The 19,180-nt window shown below is 60.5% G+C and carries 17 protein-coding genes, 1 tRNA gene and 5 pseudogenes; 10 read left to right on the top strand and 13 right to left on the bottom strand.

The genetic code is table 11. From position 1 onward, the window contains the following. Positions 1-4: 4 nt before the first annotated feature. Complete coding sequence (locus NLN62_RS25560) at positions 5-430, bottom strand: thioesterase family protein (RefSeq protein ID WP_027522119.1); 426 nt, start codon at positions 428-430, stop codon at positions 5-7. Positions 431-528: 98 nt separating this feature from the next. On the opposite strand from NLN62_RS25560, the gene NLN62_RS25555 reads away from it, so the two are divergent. Then, the gene (locus NLN62_RS25555; protein WP_027522118.1) at positions 529-1,083 is read left to right on the top strand and encodes a TetR/AcrR family transcriptional regulator; all 555 of its coding nucleotides are present in this window, start codon (positions 529-531) and stop codon (positions 1,081-1,083) included. Between the two features lie 42 nt (positions 1,084-1,125). Here the strand turns inward: NLN62_RS25555 and NLN62_RS25550 are convergent, their stop codons facing one another. Further along, entirely contained in the window at positions 1,126-1,620 is a 495-nt protein-coding gene (locus tag NLN62_RS25550) for a hypothetical protein (RefSeq protein ID WP_027522117.1), read from the bottom strand. A 197-nt stretch (positions 1,621-1,817) separates the two neighbouring features. On the opposite strand from NLN62_RS25550, the gene NLN62_RS25545 reads away from it, so the two are divergent. Next, complete coding sequence (locus NLN62_RS25545; RefSeq protein ID WP_027522116.1) at positions 1,818-2,087, top strand: PsiF family protein; 270 nt, start codon at positions 1,818-1,820, stop codon at positions 2,085-2,087. An 86-nt stretch (positions 2,088-2,173) separates the two neighbouring features. Beyond that, positions 2,174-3,259, top strand: a complete 1,086-nt coding sequence (locus NLN62_RS25540; RefSeq protein ID WP_254110651.1) for an AbrB family transcriptional regulator — start codon at positions 2,174-2,176, stop codon at positions 3,257-3,259. Between the two features lie 44 nt (positions 3,260-3,303). Here NLN62_RS25540 and NLN62_RS25535 read toward each other — a convergent pair whose 3' ends face one another. Continuing rightward, the gene (locus NLN62_RS25535) at positions 3,304-3,843 is read right to left on the bottom strand and encodes a disulfide bond formation protein B (RefSeq protein WP_254110650.1); all 540 of its coding nucleotides are present in this window, start codon (positions 3,841-3,843) and stop codon (positions 3,304-3,306) included. 154 nt (positions 3,844-3,997) lie between these two features. Between NLN62_RS25535 and NLN62_RS25530 the strand changes: the two genes are divergently transcribed. Together NLN62_RS25530 and NLN62_RS25525 are read left to right on the top strand one after the other, a co-directional pair. Further along, positions 3,998-4,082, top strand: a tRNA-Leu gene (locus NLN62_RS25530). A 212-nt stretch (positions 4,083-4,294) separates the two neighbouring features. Next, the gene (locus NLN62_RS25525; protein ID WP_254110649.1) at positions 4,295-5,665 is read left to right on the top strand and encodes an integrase arm-type DNA-binding domain-containing protein; all 1,371 of its coding nucleotides are present in this window, start codon (positions 4,295-4,297) and stop codon (positions 5,663-5,665) included. A 342-nt stretch (positions 5,666-6,007) separates the two neighbouring features. Here the strand turns inward: NLN62_RS25525 and NLN62_RS25520 are convergent, their stop codons facing one another. From NLN62_RS25520 to NLN62_RS25495, 6 genes and pseudogenes are all read right to left on the bottom strand, one after another. Continuing rightward, a complete protein-coding gene (locus tag NLN62_RS25520; RefSeq protein ID WP_254110647.1) occupies positions 6,008-6,949 on the bottom strand; it encodes an SWIM zinc finger family protein in 942 nt (313 codons plus the stop codon). A 2-nt stretch (positions 6,950-6,951) separates the two neighbouring features. Next, positions 6,952-9,663: a DEAD/DEAH box helicase gene (locus NLN62_RS25515; RefSeq protein WP_254110646.1), complete on the bottom strand. Its 2,712-nt coding sequence runs from the start codon at positions 9,661-9,663 to the stop codon at positions 6,952-6,954. 121 nt (positions 9,664-9,784) lie between these two features. Continuing rightward, positions 9,785-10,168: a type II toxin-antitoxin system VapC family toxin gene (locus NLN62_RS25510; RefSeq protein ID WP_254110645.1), complete on the bottom strand. Its 384-nt coding sequence runs from the start codon at positions 10,166-10,168 to the stop codon at positions 9,785-9,787. A gap of 176 nt (positions 10,169-10,344) precedes the next feature. Continuing rightward, positions 10,345-11,487: an IS630 family transposase gene (locus NLN62_RS25505; protein ID WP_371933025.1), complete on the bottom strand. Its 1,143-nt coding sequence runs from the start codon at positions 11,485-11,487 to the stop codon at positions 10,345-10,347. Between the two features lie 87 nt (positions 11,488-11,574). Beyond that, a pseudogene (locus tag NLN62_RS25500) lies at positions 11,575-11,685 on the bottom strand (type II toxin-antitoxin system Phd/YefM family antitoxin); the annotation flags it as partial. A gap of 336 nt (positions 11,686-12,021) precedes the next feature. Beyond that, a pseudogene (locus NLN62_RS25495) lies at positions 12,022-12,253 on the bottom strand (recombinase family protein); the annotation flags it as partial. 306 nt (positions 12,254-12,559) lie between these two features. On the opposite strand from NLN62_RS25495, the gene NLN62_RS25490 reads away from it, so the two are divergent. Beyond that, complete coding sequence (locus NLN62_RS25490) at positions 12,560-13,612, top strand: IS110 family transposase (RefSeq protein WP_254110644.1); 1,053 nt, start codon at positions 12,560-12,562, stop codon at positions 13,610-13,612. Between the two features lie 239 nt (positions 13,613-13,851). On the opposite strand, the pseudogene NLN62_RS25485 reads toward NLN62_RS25490, so the two are convergent. Further along, positions 13,852-14,115: pseudogene (locus tag NLN62_RS25485) on the bottom strand (transposase); the annotation flags it as partial. Positions 14,116-14,355: 240 nt separating this feature from the next. On the opposite strand from NLN62_RS25485, the pseudogene NLN62_RS25480 reads away from it, so the two are divergent. The 3 genes and pseudogenes from NLN62_RS25480 to NLN62_RS25470 all read left to right on the top strand — a co-directional run. Continuing rightward, positions 14,356-14,796 (top strand): annotated as a pseudogene (locus NLN62_RS25480) (diaminopimelate epimerase); the annotation flags it as partial. A gap of 811 nt (positions 14,797-15,607) precedes the next feature. Beyond that, complete coding sequence (locus NLN62_RS25475; protein WP_254110643.1) at positions 15,608-16,216, top strand: hypothetical protein; 609 nt, start codon at positions 15,608-15,610, stop codon at positions 16,214-16,216. A gap of 383 nt (positions 16,217-16,599) precedes the next feature. After that, a complete protein-coding gene (locus NLN62_RS25470) occupies positions 16,600-16,953 on the top strand; it encodes a transposase (RefSeq protein WP_371933024.1) in 354 nt (117 codons plus the stop codon). On the opposite strand, the pseudogene NLN62_RS25465 reads toward NLN62_RS25470, so the two are convergent. The 3 genes and pseudogenes from NLN62_RS25465 to NLN62_RS25455 form a co-directional block, all read right to left on the bottom strand. Then, positions 16,934-17,287 (bottom strand): annotated as a pseudogene (locus tag NLN62_RS25465) (transposase); the annotation flags it as partial. The gene NLN62_RS25470 and the pseudogene NLN62_RS25465 sit on opposite strands and share 20 nt — an antisense overlap. Positions 17,288-17,316: 29 nt before the next feature. Beyond that, entirely contained in the window at positions 17,317-18,045 is a 729-nt protein-coding gene (locus NLN62_RS25460) for a hypothetical protein (protein WP_156944761.1), read from the bottom strand. Next, positions 18,018-18,548: a DUF4365 domain-containing protein gene (locus NLN62_RS25455; RefSeq protein WP_254110642.1), complete on the bottom strand. Its 531-nt coding sequence runs from the start codon at positions 18,546-18,548 to the stop codon at positions 18,018-18,020. Before NLN62_RS25455 ends, NLN62_RS25460 begins: the two co-directional genes overlap by 28 nt. 310 nt (positions 18,549-18,858) lie before the next feature. Here NLN62_RS25455 and NLN62_RS53010 point away from each other — a divergent pair, with 310 nt between their 5' ends. After that, positions 18,859-18,987, top strand: coding sequence for a hypothetical protein (locus NLN62_RS53010; RefSeq protein ID WP_256575960.1), 129 nt, complete (start codon positions 18,859-18,861; stop codon positions 18,985-18,987). The last annotated feature ends 193 nt before the right edge of the window (positions 18,988-19,180 follow it).

The raw sequence follows: 19,180 nt of genomic DNA, 5'->3' as shown, positions 1-19,180 counted from the left end.
CGCGTCACGCCATGACCGGCTCGGCGAGATGCCTCATCGCAGTCTCGCGGATCACGGCGTCGAATGGCGTCGACTTGCGGGCCTCGCGGTCCATGTGCACGCCGGTGATCTCGCAGGTTGCTGATATCTCGCCGGTCTCGGCGTTGGTCATGTCGTGCCGGAAGCGGATCAATTTCTCGCGGACCTCGAGCAGGATGCTGCGGACCTCGATGATGTCGCCGGCGAGCAGCTCGCGCTTGTAGGTGATGTTCTGCTGCACTGCGGCCATGCCGCGGCCGGAGGTGCGCAGATAGCTCGGCGTCAACCCGAGGCGCGCGAACAGATTCCAGTTGGCCTCGTCGAACTTGCCGACATACCACATGATGTTCATGTGGCCGACATGGTCGCATTGCCACGGATAGACCGTGCCGCGATAGGTCGCCTCCTGCATCGCCGTTCCCGCCTTTTGATTTTTGATACGGTAGCGTATCAGGGCCATGGCGGGTTAGCAATACGGCACCGTATCAAACCTCGGTGAGAGGCGAATTCATGAGTGATGCCAAAGGCGATGTCTGGGTCGAGGCGGCCTTCGCGGAGCTTGCCCGCACTGGGGTCGAGGGCGTGCGGGTCGAGGTGCTCGCGAAAAATCTCGGCGTCACCAAAGGCGGCTTCTACCGCCGCTTCGCCGACCGCGCCGCGCTGCTTGGCGCAATGCTGGAACGCTGGCGCGAGGGGCGCACGGAAGCGATCGCGCAGCAGACGAGCCTCGGCGGACAAAGCCCGCGCGAGCGGCTGAAGGCGGTGATCCAGCTTTATTCCGAACGCATGAACCCGGCCGCGATGGCGATCGAGCTTGCGATCCGGCAATGGGCGAGAGCCGACGAGACTGCGGCATCAGCGGTGGCGAGCGTCGACGCGGCGCGCCTCAAACATGTCGCGGAACTCTATCGCAAGGCGGGCCGCGGGGCCGATGAGGCCGATGCGCAGGCCTTCCTGTTCTACTGCTTCGTGTTCGGCCAGAGCATGCTCTTCGTCGAGCGTGGCCCGCGCAAGCGGGCACAGATGATTGCAAAGTCGGCCGAGAAGCTGCTGGCGAACGACTGAGCGGCCGGAGGATAGCCCCGGCCGCTCATCTTACTTCAAAGCTTAGGCTGCGCCCTTCAGGCGCTTGGTGCATTCGCTGTAATAGCCACCGCCTTTCTGGATCCACTTCAGGCCGCCATTGCCGTTGGTCGCCTTGTTGGCGTTGTACTGGTCGACGCACGTATGCATGCGGGCCTTGCCGGCGGTCTCCTTGCTGTATTTCGGATCGACCGCGTTCGGGAAGATCGCGGGGCCAGTGGCAGCCGGCGCCGCAGTTGCGGGCGGAGCGGCTTCCTTCTTCGCCTGCTTAGGTTCGGGAGTTACTGCCGGGGCCGCCGGTGCGGCGGCAGCGGGAGCTGCGGCGGGGCTTGCATCCGCACCGCACTGGGCTTTCCGGAAATCATTCCACTTCATGCTACCAAGCGTGCCGTCCTTCTTGGCCGCCTGATACTTGGCGCTGCATTCCTGCGTGGTCAGCGCCTGGGCCGGCGCGGTCGCGAGCAACGCCGCAACGCTCGATGCCGCAATTGCGCAGAACAATTTTGCCTGATTGGTCATCCTCGTCTCCTCCTTAGATCTGCCCCGGGGGAAGCAAATTGGGATCACTATCCTAGCGTGTCGGCGGCACTGGACAAGGAAGCGATGCTTTTCGCGGCCAAAATTAAGTGATCGCCGTGCGCCCTCCATTCATGTGGCGTTCAGCAATGCGGGCCGACGTTCTCCGCCTTCTCAATTTGCAACCAAGAGTGCAACACATGACCCTCGCCTCGCGCCTCGCCGTCGTCGCCCTCGCCTCCCTGTTCGCCACCGGCACCGCCTTCGCGCAGACCGCGGCGCCCGCCGCAAAGAGCGATACTGCAGCCACCACGACCGACAAGAAGGCACCGAAGCAGCACTCGGCCGAATCGCTCGAATGTTCCAAGCAGGCGGATGCGAAGGGCCTGCACGGCAAGGAGCGCAAGAAATTCCGCTCCGAATGCATGAAGGAAGCGAAGGCCGGCACCGCCGCCCCCGCCGCGAAGTAATTCCGTCACATTCGCCCCTGGAAGCGCGCATTGCGGCATGACATGGCCGCAATTGTGCGCGTCTTTCCGATTTGCCATAAGGCGGTGTGAAACAGATCACCGCCTCCCTGCCCATTGAGCCGCCGTCCCGCGCCAAGATCAGAAGCGCGGTCGAGACGCTCGTCATCGGCGGGGTCGGCGGACTGGTCTTCCAGTTCGCGAACCTGCCGGGGGGATTGATATCCGGCGCCATGATCGCGGTCGGGATCGCCGCGATCGCCGGCCGCCCGCTCGCGGTACCGCCGATCCTGACGCAGACCGTGCTGGTGCTGCTCGGCATCTCCCTGGGGTCCGTCGTTTCACGTCATCTGATTCAGCAGGTCAGCGCCTATCCGCTGACGATCGGGCTGCTCGCGCTGGCGACCTTCTGCTCGACGTTCGGCTCGAGCTACTACCTGCAACGCATCCATGGCTGGGACCGCACCTCGGCTTTTCTCGCCGGAAGCCCAGGCGCGCTGTCGCAGATCACGATCCTGGCGGTCGAACGCGGCGCCGATCTGCCGGGGATCGCGGTGGTGCAGACTATGCGCGTGATCATCCTCACCGCGGCACTGCCGATGGTGCTGGCGATCGGCGGTGTCGCGCCCTCGGCAGCGCCGTCGCTCACGACCACGATCGCCTCGCCGTTCGAGCTCCTGATCCTCGTCGTCGCGTCGCTCGCGCTATCGCTTTTGTTGCGGCTCGCGAAATTTCCCGCGAGCTGGATGTTCGGTGCGATGATCGCCTCCAGCGTGCTGCACGGAGCGGGATGGATCGAAGGCGGCCTGCCGAACTGGGTACGCGGCGTGGCGCTGGTCGGCATCGGCGCGCTGATCGGCAGCCGTTTTGCGCGGATGAAGATCAAGACCCTTGCCGGCCACATCAACGCGGCGCTCGGCTCGTTCGCGATCGCGATCGCGGTCTCCGGTATCTTCGTCGCGATCGTGGCGCTGACGACCCACGTGAAATCTTCCGACGTCATCGTCGCATTCGCGCCGGGTGCGATGGACGCGATGCTGGCGCTGGCGCTGACCCTGCACATCGACCCGATCTTCGTCGGCGCGCATCATCTGTCACGCTTCGTGTTCGTGACCATCGCAACCCCCGGCATCGTGCATCTGTTCGGACGCACGCAGGACGACGTGGATGATTAGCTGCCAATCCTCATCCTGAGGCGCACGTCTCGAACCATGAGGGATTAGCTTTTCGCGGTTTTGACAAATCCCCACGCCGCGATCGCCGCCATCGCAAGCGAGATGAGCACGTTGTAGCCGGCCAGCGAGAGGCCAAGAAAACGCCACTGCACCTCGTCGCAGCGAATCACCTTCACCGTGTCGAGCCGTGACAGCAGATCGGAGGCCGAGCCGAGGTTGACAACGGGACCGGAGCAATCGGTCGGGCCCTTCCAAAACCCCCATTCGACGCCGGCGTGATAGGTGCCGAGGCCGGCATTGGCCAAGCTCGCCAGCGCAAGCACGGCGAGCCCGGCCAGGAGCAGCGGCCGCGGCGCGCCGCCTCTTGCGGCAAGCGCCGTGAGCGCGCCGAGCGGGATCGCCAGATAGTAGGCGTAGCGCTGCTCCAGGCACAGCGGGCAGGGCAGGATCTCCAGCACGAGCTGGAAGAACCAGGCGCCCGCGATGGTAGCGGCCGCAATCAGGGTGACGGCCGCCGAAGCCGTCAGCGCGGGACTTGCGGCAGCCGAGCTGAACGCTGGTATTGCAGCACTTTTCGTCGTCACGGCAGCCTCTGGGCGTCTAGAATCGACCTAGCCTCTAGCCTCCGTCGAAGCCCCTGTCGAGAACACGCGGGATCACTTTGGCGCGGGTTGACCCCGTCTTTTCCATGGCTATAGTCCGCCGGCTTCGCGACGCCCAGCCACGGGCCGACCGAGGGCCCCTGTGGCGGAACTGGTAGACGCGCTCGACTCAAAATCGAGTTCCGCAAGGAGTGCTGGTTCGATTCCGGCCAGGGGCACCAACTAGGCTGTTCAAGCCAGTTCTAAAGCGTCCGCAACCGTCCGCGCAGTGCTCGGAAACCCTTGAAAAACAGGCATTTCCGCGTACATCGGTGTTCGCCACCGTTTGTTCTCATCCGATCCCAGCCGCCCGATTTGTTGGTATTTTTGTTGGTATCGGGAGAACAAACGTTCACGGTGACTTTCGCTATTTCCGAACGAAAGGACTGAGCAGATGGGCGGCAAGAACGATGGCACGAGCGCCACCCCGAAACAGATCAAGACCGACGTCGACTGTCGAGCCGCCCGACCCAAATTCGACAAAGGCGCGTGGAGTCCCGCCAAGATTTCTGACGCGACCGGTGGTGGTCTCTATCTCTTCGTCACGCCGGACGAGAACAATCCCGGCAACGCTGCCTCCAAGCTCTGGCGAATGGGCTACCGCTTCCATGGTCGGCAGAAAACGTACTCCATCGGCCCTTACGGCAACGGCAAGGGCGGCACGTTCTCACTCGCCGACGCGCGTCGCGAACGTGACAAAGCCAAAGTCCTGCTCAAGGAAGGCAAAGACCCAAGCACCGAAAAGCAGCTCGACAAGCATAGGCAGTCGGCCGCCCGGTCCTTCGGGCAATGGGCCGACGAGTGGCTCGCGAAGAAGAAGGTGGAGAAAGTCAAACGCGGCAGAATTGTCGCGGTGCGCGACCCCAAGACGATCGAGGTGCTCGAGCTGCGCGTCGGCTACGTCAAGGCTCGCTTCGGCAAGTTGTGTAGGCAAGACATCAAGCGTCCAGACGTGCTCGCTTTCATGCGTTCATACGAAGCCGAGGGAAAGCTGGAAACGCGCGATCGCGTGCGCAGCATCGGTGAGCAAATCTGCGACTATGCCGATGTCGAAGGCGATAGCTACAATCCATTCCGCAACCTGAATGGGCAGATGATTGCCAATATTTCGACGCCGCGTCCCGGCGTCACTGAACCACGTGACGTGACGCGCGTCTTTAGGCTCATTACCGCACCGTGGACGAGAGCGAGGTTTGGTGACGTTGTTGGCCTTGCCTTGCGCTTTGATGCGTTGACCATTCCCCGCCCGGGCATGGTCAATGAAATGGAGTGGAGCGAGGTCGATTGGGATGCCGAACGCTGGACTATTCCAGCCGCCAAGATGAAGACGGGTTGGGACCATGTCGTGCCTTTGTCACGGCAGGCACTCGCAATCCTGCGCAGCGTTCAGAAGCTGACCGGCCATCGCCGGTATGCGTTTTCCTGCTCAAAGGACACGCCACTATCAAACAATACGCTCAACAAGCGCTTGCGGCTGCTTGGCATTGACACCAAGACCGATCACTGTGCCCACGGATTCCGGACCACTTTCTCGACCCTGTCTCACCACGAAGAGATCAAGGACGCCAAAGCATGGGATGGCGATGTCGTTGAGCTGCAGCTTGCGCATCTCGATAACTCTACTGTGGAAGGTCTCTACAAGAAGCACGGACCGCTCGCGCTGATCGGCTCGCGCACGAAGCTGATGCAGCACTGGGCTGATCGGATCGACCACTGGCTCGATCCCAAGAAGGTGACGTCGATCAAGGGAGGCGCGCTTGCTTGAGTCACTTAAAGGCGCTCGATCCAGGTCGCCTGCGCCGCTAAAATCGGTGGTTGCGGGGAGGCGCAACACCCGATTGTTGCGATTGATTGAACAGGAGATTCCTAAGCTTGCTGCATGAGCGGCGTCCGACCGGGACGCTAATTAAGAGACAGCCCCGGGTTGAGAACAATCAATGACTTACTGGTCGCACCACTGGGCTTTTCCGACCGAAAGTGGGCATTCGTCGCACGATCAAAGTGCTTCGTTGCACTGCTCATCCGAGTGGTCAGGACGTTTGTCCCCCCGCGGGGACCTTGGCATCTAGTCGGACCGCGTATCGCTCTCGCACGGCGCGGGCGACCGTTAAATTGGTGAACGGCGCGACGAACGCGTCCGTCGGCCTATTGAGTGTTTCTGGCCGCCGCGGGCATTGACGCTTCGCGCCGACGCGACCTTGTCGTTTCGCGAGGCGGGTGTCTTCGTCGCAGCGGCGATCTTGGCTCCCTTGGTGTGTTTGATACGTCGCTTCGGGTTCGGATCTCGCTTCTGCTTTGACGCCGCGGAACCGGAAACCTCCGGTCCGGTGACGTCGGCCATTTCGATCCCGAACAGCGCAGCCACATCTCCGTCATTCAGCACGGCGCTTGCGTCGGGCGCGGATTTCGAATGTGTCATCTCCTGCCCTGTACCGGCAAGCAGTTCGCCCTCGTCGACACCGCGCAGCACGAACAGCAGTCGGGGCGCGTCGTCGAGACGGGCGCCCACGCCATAAAGCGTTGCCGCCACATGCTTGCACATGTCGGCCCAATCCGGACAACTACAGGACAGCTTGATTTCAGCGGGCGCAGGAAACAGGCCATCGCCCTCCCGGCAGACCCGATCCATGACACTCTTGGCCAGGCGGCCCTGCAACAACTCCACCAGTGAATCGATCGTGCCCGAACAGTCGCGACAGACAGCCCGCCAGCGCTTCGCGGCGACGGGAGCAATGGCGATCGCGACGTCGTAGAGCTCCTGACCGCTGACCTTCGCCGCGATCTTGCCGGCGGTGATCTGCAAATCGACGACGCACCCGTTTCGAACATAGCTTCGGCCGCGCGGCAGGCGGCTGGCAAAATCGCTGTAGCGTTCGAGATTACTGCACCACGCCTTCCCCCAGAAATTCCTGGCGATCGTGCGACCTTCGATCGTCACGGGTGCGATCGGGCGTCCCTTTTTCTTGAGCTCGGAGATCTCGCGCTGGGCTTGCCGACGTTTCTCGGCGACCGAGACATAGGGCCCCCAGCTGTCCTCGAAATAGCTCATCGCTACTCCTCCCTCATCGCGGTTGCCAAGTCGAGCTTCACGAGCTTCAGCAATTCGTCATCCTTCATCTCGGTCAGCGCGGCCTCGGCACCGCCACCAAGGAAATCACCTGCAAGCTGCCGCTTGGCCTCGATCATCCCGTCGATCTTATCCTCGACGGTGCCGCGGCAGACGAACTTGTGCACCAGCACATTCTTGGTCTGCCCGATGCGAAATGCACGGTCTGTCGCCTGGTTTTCAACAGCCGGATTCCACCACCGATCAAAGTGAATCACGTGCGACGCCGCAGTCAAGTTGAGGCCGGCGCCACCGGCCTTGACTGACAGCACGAAGAACGGCACGTCCTCGTCCTCCTGGAACCGGCGCACCAGGTCCTTGCGCTTTCCGACCGCAGTCTCGCCATGGAGAACGAGGCCATCCCTGCCAAACACGGAGCCCAGGAACGCCGCCAATGGCGCCGTCGTCTCCCTGAACTGAGTGAAGATCAACGCCTTCTCCTGGCGTGATGCGATCTCCTCCGTGATATCGCGCAGACGGGCGAACTTGCCACTATCCTCCTCTTCCCATGCGTTGTCGCCGAGCCATTGCGAGGGATGGTTGCAAATCTGCTTCAGCCGCATCAGGAGGGCGAGGACCAAGCCCCTTCGCTCGATGCCGTCGGCATCTTGCAGCTGACTGGCAAAATCGCCCACGGCCTGCTGGTAAAGCGCGGCCTGCCTTCGGCTGAGTGAGCAGAACGCCTTTACCTCGGTCTTGTCAGGCAAGTCGGCGATGATGCTCCTGTCGGTCTTCATGCGACGCAAGACGTAGGGCCGGACAAGCTCGCGCAATGGGCCGTACGAGTTGGACGCGCCGCCCTCGCCGAGCTGCTTGACGTAGGAGGAAAACTGCTTGACCGATCCGAGCAGTCCCGGATTGAGGAAATCGAAGATCGACCAGAGGTCGCCGAGCCGGTTCTCGATCGGCGTCCCCGTCAGCGCGATACGCGCGTCGGCGCGCAATTGCTTGACCGCGCGGGTTTGCTTGGAACCCGGATTCTTGATGGCCTGGGCTTCGTCGAGAATCACCAGTTGCCATGGTGTCGCCAGCAGCCACGGGACCCGGTTCAGAAATCCGTAACTGGTGATGATCAGATCAGTGCCGCCCAGTGCGGTCGTCCGGTCGAAATGCTTCAGCTCTTCGGCCGGCATGGTTGACGGATGAGCGACGAGGGCCTTCAGGGTTGGCCCAAAACGGCTAATTTCCGCCGCCCAATTGGCAAGCAGTGAAGCGGGTGCCACCAACAGCGATGGCTTGCGTTCGCCGACCGTCCGCTCTTTCTGCAACAGCAGCAGGGATAACACCTGGATCGTCTTGCCGAGACCCATGTCATCCGCAAGACACGCGCCGAGTCCAAGCCTTGCGAGCAGATGGAGCCATTGCACACCTGTCTGTTGGTACGGCCGCAGCGTGCCCTGGAGCGATCGGGCCGGATTGACGCGCAACGAGCCGTCTGGTTGGCGCAACTCCGCTAACGTCTGCGCAAGCCAGGAGCCGGCAGCGACCTGGCTCCAGTCGGCCTCGATCGGAACACTGGTGGCCGGATCGCCGGCAATATGGGCCCCCGCCAACAATCGCATGGCCTCGCCGAAGGAGAGGCCATCGTCAGCCGCCCGTCGCTCGATCGCCTTGAATTGCTCGAGCATCCGGTTCAATCGTTCCCGATCGATCTCGACCCACCTGCCGCGGATGAACGCCAATCCTTCAGATTGCGCGAGCAGATGCTTGATTTCGGCGGCCGACAGCGTCTCTCCGTCGAGCGTCACCTCCATGTGGAAGTCGAGCAACGCGTTGACCCCAAGCTGCGCGGGCGCATTGCCGCCGATTGTGGCCTTGACCTGTGGACGCGCGGGCTGGTTCATGCGCCAATTTGCCGGCATCCGCACAACGACGCCGGCGCTTTCCAGTGCCGAGGCGTCCTTCAGGAACCGCAGCGCGTGTTGCGGGCTCCAGCGCAATGGATGAAAGATTTCGCCGGAATCGACCATGGTCTTCAGCCAGGCGCATTGTTCGGCGGCGCGCTGGACCGGCATCAGCAGCGACAGCAGGCGTTCGCGGTTCTTGGCGCCCGCGTATTCCTGCAACGCTTTGCCGAGCGGCAGATGCTGCGCTTTTGCCTGCGCCGACAGCCGCGTTGTATAGGTCGCCAGAAATGCGAATGGCGCCGCCTCGTCCTTGCGGTTTTCCGCGAGATTGAAGTGCACGCGACCGACCAGATTCCAGGCGGCATGCCGAGACTTGAGGAATTCCTGAACATTGCCTTTGGATTCGGCAAGTTCGGCGTCGCATGCGGCATCCAGGCTTCGCCAGAGATCGGCGAGAATCGAGGCCGTCAGGTACTCCGCACCAGTCATGGGCGGGGCCGCAGCGGCGAGCCTTTCCAAGTACTCTTTGTTGGGAGAAGGGACAGCCGGCTTGGTCGACGCTTCGCTCACATCCGGCAGGGCACATAGCGCGGTGACGTAGCGAACGCCAAACTCGCGCCAATATGCCAGTGCTGCAGGAAGGTTCGTTCCGACCTCGTCCACACCCAGGCACAGAAGGCCATGACCCGCGCCGCGCTCGAACGCCCTCACAACGCGTGTGCTGCGGGCCGGGTCCCATGCCGTCGCGTCATTCGATGGCTTGAGGCTGAGCACGCCGTGAGGGCTGAGAGCGGGAGCCAATGCGGACATGGCGAACAGGGCGTGTCAGGTTTCGAATCAACTCGCAAAATTCTAAGCTAAATCGAACACGACCGCTGCATCCCATCGACGCAGACGTTCCTCGGGCTTGCGTGCCGGTCTTGCGACGCGGCTACAGCACACTGCCCACATCCGTCTTCGAAAAATCGTCGCCGACGAAGGGCAAACGACAGGAATGCTCCGTTGCGACCTCATATGCAAAGCAGTCGCCAAAATTCAAACCAGCAGCGTGCAAGCCCCTGCCCCAACGCTCATAAGCTTTTGCAATGCGCCGCGCACTGGCCGGTGTGACCGTGATAATTTCCAGACCAAGGCCCTCGATGAGACGTACCATCTCGCCATCGACGTTCCGCCGACCGGCGACAATGAGAGCTTCCGCCACGGTACCGGCAGATATCAGCACTTCGGTCTCGGCTTCCAGCACTCCGATGCATGCATCGGCGCTCGGCTCTCCCAAAACAATCGCCATAAGCGCCGACGTATCGACGGCTATCATTTGGGCAGACCGTTTCTGTCGTAAAGAAAATCCTGGCTACCTGCCGCGTTTGGTCCCGGGCTAGCCTTGGCGGCGCCAGAATCGCGGATTGCCTCAAGCAGTTCCTTGCGTCCACGGGCATCCAGACGCGCGCTCTTGACGGGAACTAGTCGAGCGTTTCCTTGGTTCGAATCATATCAGGCGGCCTCGGCGAGTTTATAGGACCAGGTGTGGATGACCGGATGGCGGTTCACGTCGTCGATGCCGGCCATGATGCGCTGCTTCAGCTCGTGTTTTGATGTCACCCGGATGTGGCGCAACACCGAGCGAGCAAACTTGGAGAAGAAGCCCTCGATCAGGTTGAGCCAAGAGCCGTGCTTGGGGGTGAAGGTGAGCTCGAAGCGTCCGACGGGTCGGGCGTTGAGCCAGTCTGTGGTTTCTCTCGATATGTGCGCGGAATGATTGTCGAGGATCAGCTTGATTGCGGTGCCCCTCGGATAAGCGGCATCGAGCAGCTTGAGGAGTTCGATGAACTCTCGGCTGCGATGGCGATCTCTCACGAGCGCATGGACCTTGCCGGTCAGCAGATCGATCCCGGCCAGCAGACTGAGCGTGCCATGACGTTTGTACTCATGATCCCGCGCAAAGGTGGCGTGGACGCCAGGCTCGGGCGGCAAATCAGGCGCCGTCGTTGCGATAGCCTGGATTCCCGGCTTTTCATCACAGGAGACGATTGCCACCGGCTTGCCCCTCTTCGATCTGGCAGCGGCTTTTTTCAGAACCTCGACTTCACGATAGACACACAGAACCTCGGCCATCTTCTGTTCGAATTCGGCGTCGCGGTTCTCCAGATAGTAGCGCACCTTGTGCGGCTTGATTTCCTCTTTGCCGAGAATCTTGCACACCGTGCCCTGAACCAAATTGGCCAGACACTTGTGCCCGGCCGCCGGTCCGTGCTCGCGCGCATGGCGTGCCAGCAATCGCGTCGTCCACAATTCATGGGGATAGCCGTGATCCTTGGCCTTGTCGCACGCCAGCGACACCAGCCAGGCCTTGGCCTCCGGCGTGATCGTGGGCTCCTTGCCCGGCCGCGGCCGATCGTCGAGGGCTGCCAGCACCCCGTGGGCCAGCGCCCGTTCGACGCAGCGCTCGACGGTCTGGTGATGGACCCCAAGTCTGCGCCCCACAGCACAGAACGACGGATTGTCCCGGTAGGCCAGCAGCATCTCCGCCCGCGAGACCCGGCTCGATGGCTCGGTTCTCGATCGCGAAAGAGCTGCCAGCGCTTCAATCTCATCGTCGGTCATCGCCAATTCGATCGCTTGCCGCCATCCTGCCATGAAACCGCTCCTCGTTGCGCCAACCGCAACCGAGGAATCCGCCAACACTCAATCAGTTCCAGCGCAGGCTTCTTGGAATCGATCGTCTAGTTGCACAGCCGACTGACCATGCCGTGTCAGAATGATTTCATCGCCCGCTTCTGCCCGGCGTACCAGGTCGGTCAATTGGCCTTTGGCTTCGGTGACGGAAATGCGCATTTGCGTACCGGTTCGAATGATTTAGCTCGTCTTTGAAATATGGACCATTCAATAGTCCAAATCAAGAGGAGCTCTGATAACTCTTTGCTCGAATTGCGGCTCATTTGAACGAGCGTGACCGCGGGCGACGTTCTGATCAATGTACCAACTTCGGCGGCGCGAAAGAGTACTCGTGCTTAGCACTCCAGATCATCCGAGAACAGGTGGAGCTGCCAGTATCAGAAACAATAGAACTGGTAGTCCACCACGAGATCTGGTTGTTGTTCGGAGCTTGCGAGTGCGGTCCCTGGTTGACCGTCCAGTTGGCTGTCGCGGGGTTGGTGATCGGCTGGCCGGCGAAGTCGAAAGCTTGCGTCCCTTGTAGACATCTTTGGTCTTCGCAACGGCGATGCCCTCGCGGATAAGCGCACGCTCAAACTCCGCAAACGAGCCCCATGACATTAAGCAAGAGCTGCGACATCGGCGAGGCCCCCGCGGGGGATACGAGGCTTTCCTTAATAAACTAATCGTGGACGCCCTTGCCGGTAAGCGTCCTGACCAGCCGGTGGAGATCTTCAAGATTGCGGGCGAATGAAAGCGGGATGTGGAGAGGTTGGACGTAACGGGTGGGAGGATCACTGGCGAAGGGTCGCCATCGAAGGACAATGGTCCGAGATCGCCAGCAACGGATCGGGATGGTCTTGGCTGGCCGGGCACGTTCAGAATCGAAAACCTCATCGAGCTTATCAGATTCTACAAGGAAAACCCCGGACTCCTGAAGCGGTGAGATGCGCGACAGCTTTCCGCTTGGCCGCGGGCGTCACCACTAATGGGATGGTCCGCCCCGTCCTCCTCCCTCATCATGGGGGAGGTAAGATCAATAGAGGAGAGTACTATGACCCATCGCAATTTGCCGCGGCCTGCGGCTGTCTATGGAATCGACATTGGCAAGAACCTGTTCCACGTCGTTGGCCTGAGCTGCGACGGCACACCTGTTCAGAAAGTTCGCTTTCGACGGGACACCCTTCTTCAGTTCTTTGCTCGCGCACAACCAAGCATAGTTGGCATGGAGTCCTGCGCCGGTTCGCAGTGGCTCGCCCGGAAGATACAGGCACTTGGTCACAAGGTGCGCCTGATCCCTGCGCAATTTGTGAAGCCCTACGTGAAGTCAAACAAGAACGATATCATCGACGCCGAGGCGATCGCTGAGGCCGCGACGCGACCGACAATGCGCTTCGTCGCCGTGAAGGAGGAGGGCCAGGTCGATCTTCAAGCGCTGCATCGAATCCGTGACCAGATGGTCAGCTCGAGGACACGCCTGATCAATCAGATGCGAGCTTTCTGCCTCGAGTACGGGGTACCGTTGCGTCAGGGTGCTGGAATATTCAAACTCGAGTTGCCGCGCGCTTTGAATGACGAAGAAACCGATTTGTCACCAGTGATGCGTCGCCTGGTGGGCGATCTCTTCGCCGATCTCCGCCGCCTCGAAGAACGGATCCGCGAAGTGACACAGGAGATCGAAGCGGTCGCCGATCGAGAGGACGTCACACGCCGGCTGATGACAATCCCTGGTATCGGCGCATTGGGTGCGACCGCCGTACTTGCCGCGATCGGTGATGGGCTGCAGTTTCGCAAGGCCCGCGACCTTGCTGCCTGGCTGGGATTAGTGCCCAGACAACACTCGACCGGCGGAAAACAGACGTTGCTTGGCATCAGCAAACGCGGCAATCGCTATGTGAGAAAGCTTTTAGTGCATGGCGCGCGATCCTGCTTCCGGCACCTGGACCGGACATGCGATCGCTTGGGAAGCTGGCTCGACGGGCTCCAGGCTCGGATGCATCCGAACAAGGCCGTTGTCGCTCTAGCCGCCAAGATGGCCCGCATTGTCTGGGTGGTTTTGAATAAGCCCGGAGCACTCTACGAACGCAGAGATCCTGCCTTCACCTGACGCTTCTGGCTTCGATTGCAAGGCTCGGGAACAGTGATGACGAAACAGTGGATCAACACGCCGTAAGCCCTGTGCAAAAAAGCGGGCTTCGTGCCCGAACCATTTATTGGGAACGGCGTGCGCGGATCTCATCATGGCCTGGCTGCAACAGCAGTCCACTCGCGAGAGGCCGGATACATTTATGCAACTGGAAGCGTCATTTTTGCTGTTACGAACCCTTGCACGGACGGGGCGGACCATACATTCTTTCCCAACAGGTCCTTCAGCGCCGCGTTGTCTAGCATGGCGTCGGCCAGCAGCCGCTTCAGCCGCGTGTTCTCATCCTCCAGCGTCTTCAGCCGCTTGGCCTCCGAGACCTCCATCCCGCCAAACTTGGCTTTCCATTTGTAGATACTGGCGTCACTGACACCGTGCTTCCGGCACAGATCGGCAACTGAAACGCCAGCCTCGTGCTCCTTCAAAATCCCGATGATCTGCTCTTCCGAAAAGCGGCTGCGCTTCATGCTCTGGTCCTCGCGTGGGGCCAGAACGAACTTCAAACTGGATTAAGCCCGTGGGGCAAGGTCAATACCGCCCTTGATCTGATCACTACGCTACAATTTCACCTAGATATCGCAGATTTCCCTCTCGCTCACCCACGCAAATGAGCATTTTACTTCGGAAGAACCTGCTAACCAGGATCAGCCGGTGAAAGCGCGGCCAATAGGGAGCTCTCCATGGCAGGTGGGAAAAAGGGTACTGCTATGAGCACGCTCGCCAATCGCGCATTTGCCAAGATGAACGGCATCGGCAACGAGATTGTTGTCGTCGACATGCGCGATTCCGCTGCCCCGCTGACGTCCGACGATGTGTGCCTGGTGGCGTCTGCGTGCGGCGTTCCCCACGACCAGCTGATGGTGCTTCACAAACCGCGGTTGGCGGGCACCGAAGCCTTCGTCCGCATCTACAATAATGACGGCTCTGAAGCCGGCGCTTGCGGCAACGGCATGCGTTGCGTGGTGCGGCGCATCTTCGAGGAGACCGGCCAGACCGCGGCGACGTTCGAGACGCGCGCCGGCCTCCTCTATTGCTGGCAGGGCCCGGCAACGGATCTCTACACCGTCGACATGGGTACGCCAAAATTCGGCTGGCAGGACATTCCGCTGGCGGAAGAGTTTCGCGACACCCGCCACATCGAATTGCAACAGCTCGTGGTCAAGCGCTTTGAAATTGTCTTACGCAACGTCGTGAAGGTCGCCGAGGGACAATGGATTCCAGCCCCGTGAGCTTTGACCGCCCCGCCGAATTTATAAGAACCGGCGGAAAACGCATGTTGCGTAGTGGCGCGCTGTTCGCGGTAGCGTGGCTCCCAGCCTTGTGGGGCGGGGCTTCTAGGGCGTTAGAGGCACACATGTCGTTATCGTGGCCAAGCAGAAATCCTCCGTTCGCTCAGAGCATTGCCGTTCGTGAGCCAATGCAGACATTCGGCGAGCGCGCGGTGCGGAAATTCGCCTGGGTTGTGTCTGTCTCCTCGAACGGCATGGAGATGCTGCGGGCGCGGCTGGATCGCCATCACAAGCAAATGTCTCGATGCTCGGTCGTGCTGCTGTCGAAATGGCATATCGCCCGTCAATGTTTCGAAACGAAGAATGAGACCTTCTGGCTCGTTGCCCCTGGTATCGGGGTCACAATGTTAATGGCCACGATAGTATTTCTGATTGGGAGGTAAGGTCACTTATCTCGGTCCTTTCTGCCGGCGTTGCTTGTGGCACTGCTCTCATCCGCGCCCCGGGAATCATGAGGGCGCGGTCTGATCTGATCGCTTCGGCCCAAAATGCGCTCCGAGCGTTGGATGCAGCTGATCGCGGATCAACGGCGAAGCTGGTAGCGCGCCGCCCACTGCAAACATCTGTGGAAAACCGGGCGACAGGCATCAAAGCGTAAAACCCCATTCGAACTCCGACGTTGAGCGATCGCTCGTGCATCCCGCCCGAGCTATCAGTTTGAAGAGCTGCTATGCGCAAAGTTGTGAAGCTTCCCACTGCAACGACATCGTCGTTCAACACCACTCGTCCCCCACAAACGTCAAGGGCGCTTCCTCTTTTTCATCACCTCACACAGCGCCTCAAGACGTTCCGCGTCGATGATACTGGATCGGAGCCCCAGATCCGATTCGGTGAGTACGCGGTGGTCTATACCAACGACTGCAATCCTGTTCACGATGAGCTTTTCGTCATTCAATACGATAGCGGGGAGCGGCGGCGACACGTCGCTCACGTCACATCAAGTTACGTTAACATTACCGGACCAGGAGCTGACGATACGCTTGTCTACTGGGTCGGCGACCTCGCAGGCTTTAGGCAAATGTCCCGATCCGAGACTGGCGCTCCTGTCTTTGCCGGCATAAGCGATGGACCGTATATGCCTGAGCATCTCAAGCGAAAGCTGATGGGCCGCGTCGTCGGTGTTGCAAAGTCCTCTCTGGGCGACGTGATCGCACCGTCGGCCGGCTGGGAGAACGAAGTCGAAGGCAATGCAGCCTTCGACCCGGTCGAATACACCGAAACGCTTCTTGCCAGCGGTTGTCGTCCATGGGTGCTGATCGCGGACGACGGTCGCCAATAGTACGGCGAGACGTTTTCCGACGGCGCGGTATCAAAGACCGAGCGCGACGCTGTCATGTCGGTGCGCGTCAAATACGCGCGCGCAAGCACCGCTCTGGATCGCGTGATTGAAGAATGTCTAAAACGAGGCCTCATCGACAATGGCGCAGCCGGGCGAAAACCTAGAGCCGCAGCGAACTCATCGGATTGCGTAGCCGTCGACAGCCGGGTGCGATCATCCTGACGCGCCCGGCTGCGCGCGCCCAAGTATCTCGGTTTCAGCGCGTTCGATGGCCGAGCGGATATCCTTGGACCTAGTCTAACTGAGTCAGAGTATCGCGGCCTTTACCGAGAAGACTCATATATTTGAGAAGACTCATCTTTTCAGCATGCGGTGAGGCTGAGATGGGTCTGGCAAAATCGGGGGACGTCGCGTCGCGGTGTTCGGCGTATGTTGATGGTCTTACGAGCGTGATCGGGCACGCAGGCCGAGCCAAACCGCTTCGCGATTACTGCACCGGTCTGATGATGCCTTGCGATCGCAAGAGTGTCGAGCCGATGGCGGCCATCACGGCTCCTGAGCGGACAGCAGCGCAGCACCAGTCGTTGTTGCATTTTGTCGGTCAAGGCGACTGGTCGGACCAGCAAGTGTTGGCCAAGGTCTGTGAGTTAGTGCTACCGAGCATCGAACGCCACGGAGAGATCGAAGCTTGGATCATCGATAAAACTTGGGGGCAAGGTCATCCGGGGCAATCGTGACGTCGATATGCGGCAGACGGGCCCGAAGCGCACCACGGCTGGCCCGATGCCGTTCAGCGCGCTGGCGTGCGCCTGCCGTGTCCTTCCGGTCCTGAGCCGCCTCGTCGCTGGCAATGGCCTGCTCGATGTCTTCGATCGCCAGCTGCAGCTGCTCAGGATCGAGCTTCTCCGAGCGGCGACCGAACTGCGCGCGTTGCAGCTGGCGCAAGAGATTCTGAAGGCGATCCATTTGCGACAGCGCCTGGTCGCGTTCGACGATCGCAGCGTCGCACTTTGCGATCGCCGCGTCGCGCTCCGCGCGTGCCGCCGCAACCAGCGCCTGCAGCGCCTCGATATCGGTCTGAAGCTAATCCGTAGTCTCGCTCACGCCCGGTACTCAAGCCGATCTGGTAGGGGCAGTTGCCGGTCCGTCCGCTCATCGATGTATTGCTTGTAGGTGGGGTGATCGAAGAGGTGGAACACAAAAGTATGGTCCTGCCACTGCTCTGGTGCGCCAAAATTCCAAGACAGACCGTTTATCTTTGCGATTTTCCGCGCTGCGTGAGCATCGTTAAACTCCCGGATTGCCAGAAGTTCCCCAACCCATTCGCAGTGTATTTCATCAAGACCACTGGCGATATCGTCAAAGTGGCAGAACGTCCGTGGTAGAAAGTGGGATGCAGCCGAGTTGAAAAGGTTTAGTGCCAGTTTAGTACTTGTATAGAGGTCGAGGTCGAAAGATACAAAGCCGATAACAGGTGGCGAATAGCGTTCGATAAACGTCAGAACCGTCTCGCCGACGTTGCCGATTATAAGGGTAGCGCGTTTTAATTGAGGCTCCAATTTAGCCCTATCCATTTTGTAAAAACCGGCGCGCCAGACGTATGGCAGATCTCGGTAATCGTCAGAGGGTGGCAAGCCAGTTTCCAGATCGAAGCCGTAGAGTCGGAAGCGAACTCCCGTTTCAGCCTCAAGACTCTCGGCGACTTGTTCCATCAGCAGCAGTCCCTTACCGCCAGCGACGCCAAACTCGATAGCGGCGATTTCGGGAATTTGGAGTGCCTTTGCTTGCCTCGCGGCTTGCCTCATTCCGAAAAGATAATTCTGACGCATGTGTAGTCCTCGCCTCTGGGCATGTGCGGTCTTTGTGGCGGCTTCATCCTGCCACCCTGCCACCAAGCACCGTTTCTATTGTACTCAGATCGCCCCATCGGGAGACCTCTTAGTGTTGGTAGGTTCGCCTCCTCGAAGACGACACTGCGCGGATCCGCAAACCACTCCTTGAGCGATTTCCAGTAGGCCTTCCGCGTCTTCAGAGCCACGACGATCAGCAGGACAGGGGCCTTGCCTTTGGTCCAGTATTCGATGTCAGCGTCGGCGCACGCGAATTCGAACGTTTTCTCGGTCTCCATCTGCAGGCGTTCGCGCTCGGTGGCCTTGTCCTGGACCTGCTGGAGCGGGTTGCCGACCTCGCCCGTCCCGTCGTCACGCAACTCGATGAAGCCGTCGATCCCGCTTCGACGCCGCCGGTCGGATAGAACATGAACCCCATCGAGAGAACGATTCCCTCGATGAGGGACATTCCCTGCTGCCCGATGACATCGGATCTTCTTCATGGCCTTATGCTGGCGCGGGATCCGATTCCTGTCCATTACTCGACGCCGGTCGTGCACTCCTTCGTCGGCTGTCGGCGATCGACAATCCGCTTCGACCGCGAGCGCGCTTCGATGGTATAATGCCATCGGGAAGAGTCGGGAATTCGCTGGCGATGTACGTTTACTGCAATGGGACCGCCCGTATCGGACATCGAAGTTCGGGCGAGGTACACGAAGTCGTTTCGGACCTGCTGGACTGGTACGTCGCCTGCAGCGACGAGCGGCAGATGGGACCGGAGCTCCGCCATAAGCCGTTATCGAGCATCCGGAATTGGGAAAACTTTCTTGGGGTCTTTGGGAGTATCTGGAGGGCGTCGAGAACCATCAGGAGACCAACACCGGCTCCCACCACGTGGTCGAAGATTTCGACCACGGACTCGAGCACGGCCGTCCCGAGTAGGACGACGAGTGGCTGGAGCTCCCTCCGCCCGACAATCCGTTCGAACAATTCCAAAAGTCGTACCGGGAGAGCACCAATCTTCTCGCGCGAAGCGGCTCAGATGCCGGCAATCGCCTGGTCAACAGGCTCGTCTTCTCCCAGCAGGTCACGGCCCTGTAGGCATACCTCCGCGGGACGCTCAAGAACGAGGTCC

It is taken from the genome of Bradyrhizobium sp. CCGUVB23 (assembly GCF_024199885.1).
In the GTDB taxonomy this organism is placed as follows: Bacteria; Pseudomonadota; Alphaproteobacteria; order Rhizobiales; family Xanthobacteraceae; genus Bradyrhizobium.
This window is presented reverse-complemented; position numbering and strand designations above follow the sequence as displayed.

What these genes read in the sequence shown, in the direction of transcription:
- NLN62_RS25470 (WP_371933024.1), top strand. Translation starts at nt 16,600, where the DNA reads ATGGGTCTGGCAAAATCGGGGGACGTCGCGTCGCGGTGTTCGGCGTAT.
- NLN62_RS25545 (WP_027522116.1), top strand. Translation starts at nt 1,818, where the DNA reads ATGACCCTCGCCTCGCGCCTCGCCGTCGTCGCCCTCGCCTCCCTGTTC.
- NLN62_RS25510 (WP_254110645.1), bottom strand. Translation starts at nt 10,168, where the DNA reads ATGATAGCCGTCGATACGTCGGCGCTTATGGCGATTGTTTTGGGAGAG.
- NLN62_RS25550 (WP_027522117.1), bottom strand. Translation starts at nt 1,620, where the DNA reads ATGACCAATCAGGCAAAATTGTTCTGCGCAATTGCGGCATCGAGCGTT.
- NLN62_RS25475 (WP_254110643.1), top strand. Translation starts at nt 15,608, where the DNA reads ATGCGCAAAGTTGTGAAGCTTCCCACTGCAACGACATCGTCGTTCAAC.
- NLN62_RS25525 (WP_254110649.1), top strand. Translation starts at nt 4,295, where the DNA reads ATGGGCGGCAAGAACGATGGCACGAGCGCCACCCCGAAACAGATCAAG.
- NLN62_RS25490 (WP_254110644.1), top strand. Translation starts at nt 12,560, where the DNA reads ATGACCCATCGCAATTTGCCGCGGCCTGCGGCTGTCTATGGAATCGAC.
- NLN62_RS25460 (WP_156944761.1), bottom strand. Translation starts at nt 18,045, where the DNA reads ATGCGTCAGAATTATCTTTTCGGAATGAGGCAAGCCGCGAGGCAAGCA.
- NLN62_RS25515 (WP_254110646.1), bottom strand. Translation starts at nt 9,663, where the DNA reads ATGTCCGCATTGGCTCCCGCTCTCAGCCCTCACGGCGTGCTCAGCCTC.
- NLN62_RS25505 (WP_371933025.1), bottom strand. Translation starts at nt 11,487, where the DNA reads ATGGCAGGATGGCGGCAAGCGATCGAATTGGCGATGACCGACGATGAG.
- NLN62_RS25455 (WP_254110642.1), bottom strand. Translation starts at nt 18,548, where the DNA reads ATGAAGAAGATCCGATGTCATCGGGCAGCAGGGAATGTCCCTCATCGA.
- NLN62_RS25520 (WP_254110647.1), bottom strand. Translation starts at nt 6,949, where the DNA reads ATGAGCTATTTCGAGGACAGCTGGGGGCCCTATGTCTCGGTCGCCGAG.
- NLN62_RS25560 (WP_027522119.1), bottom strand. Translation starts at nt 430, where the DNA reads ATGCAGGAGGCGACCTATCGCGGCACGGTCTATCCGTGGCAATGCGAC.
- NLN62_RS25555 (WP_027522118.1), top strand. Translation starts at nt 529, where the DNA reads ATGAGTGATGCCAAAGGCGATGTCTGGGTCGAGGCGGCCTTCGCGGAG.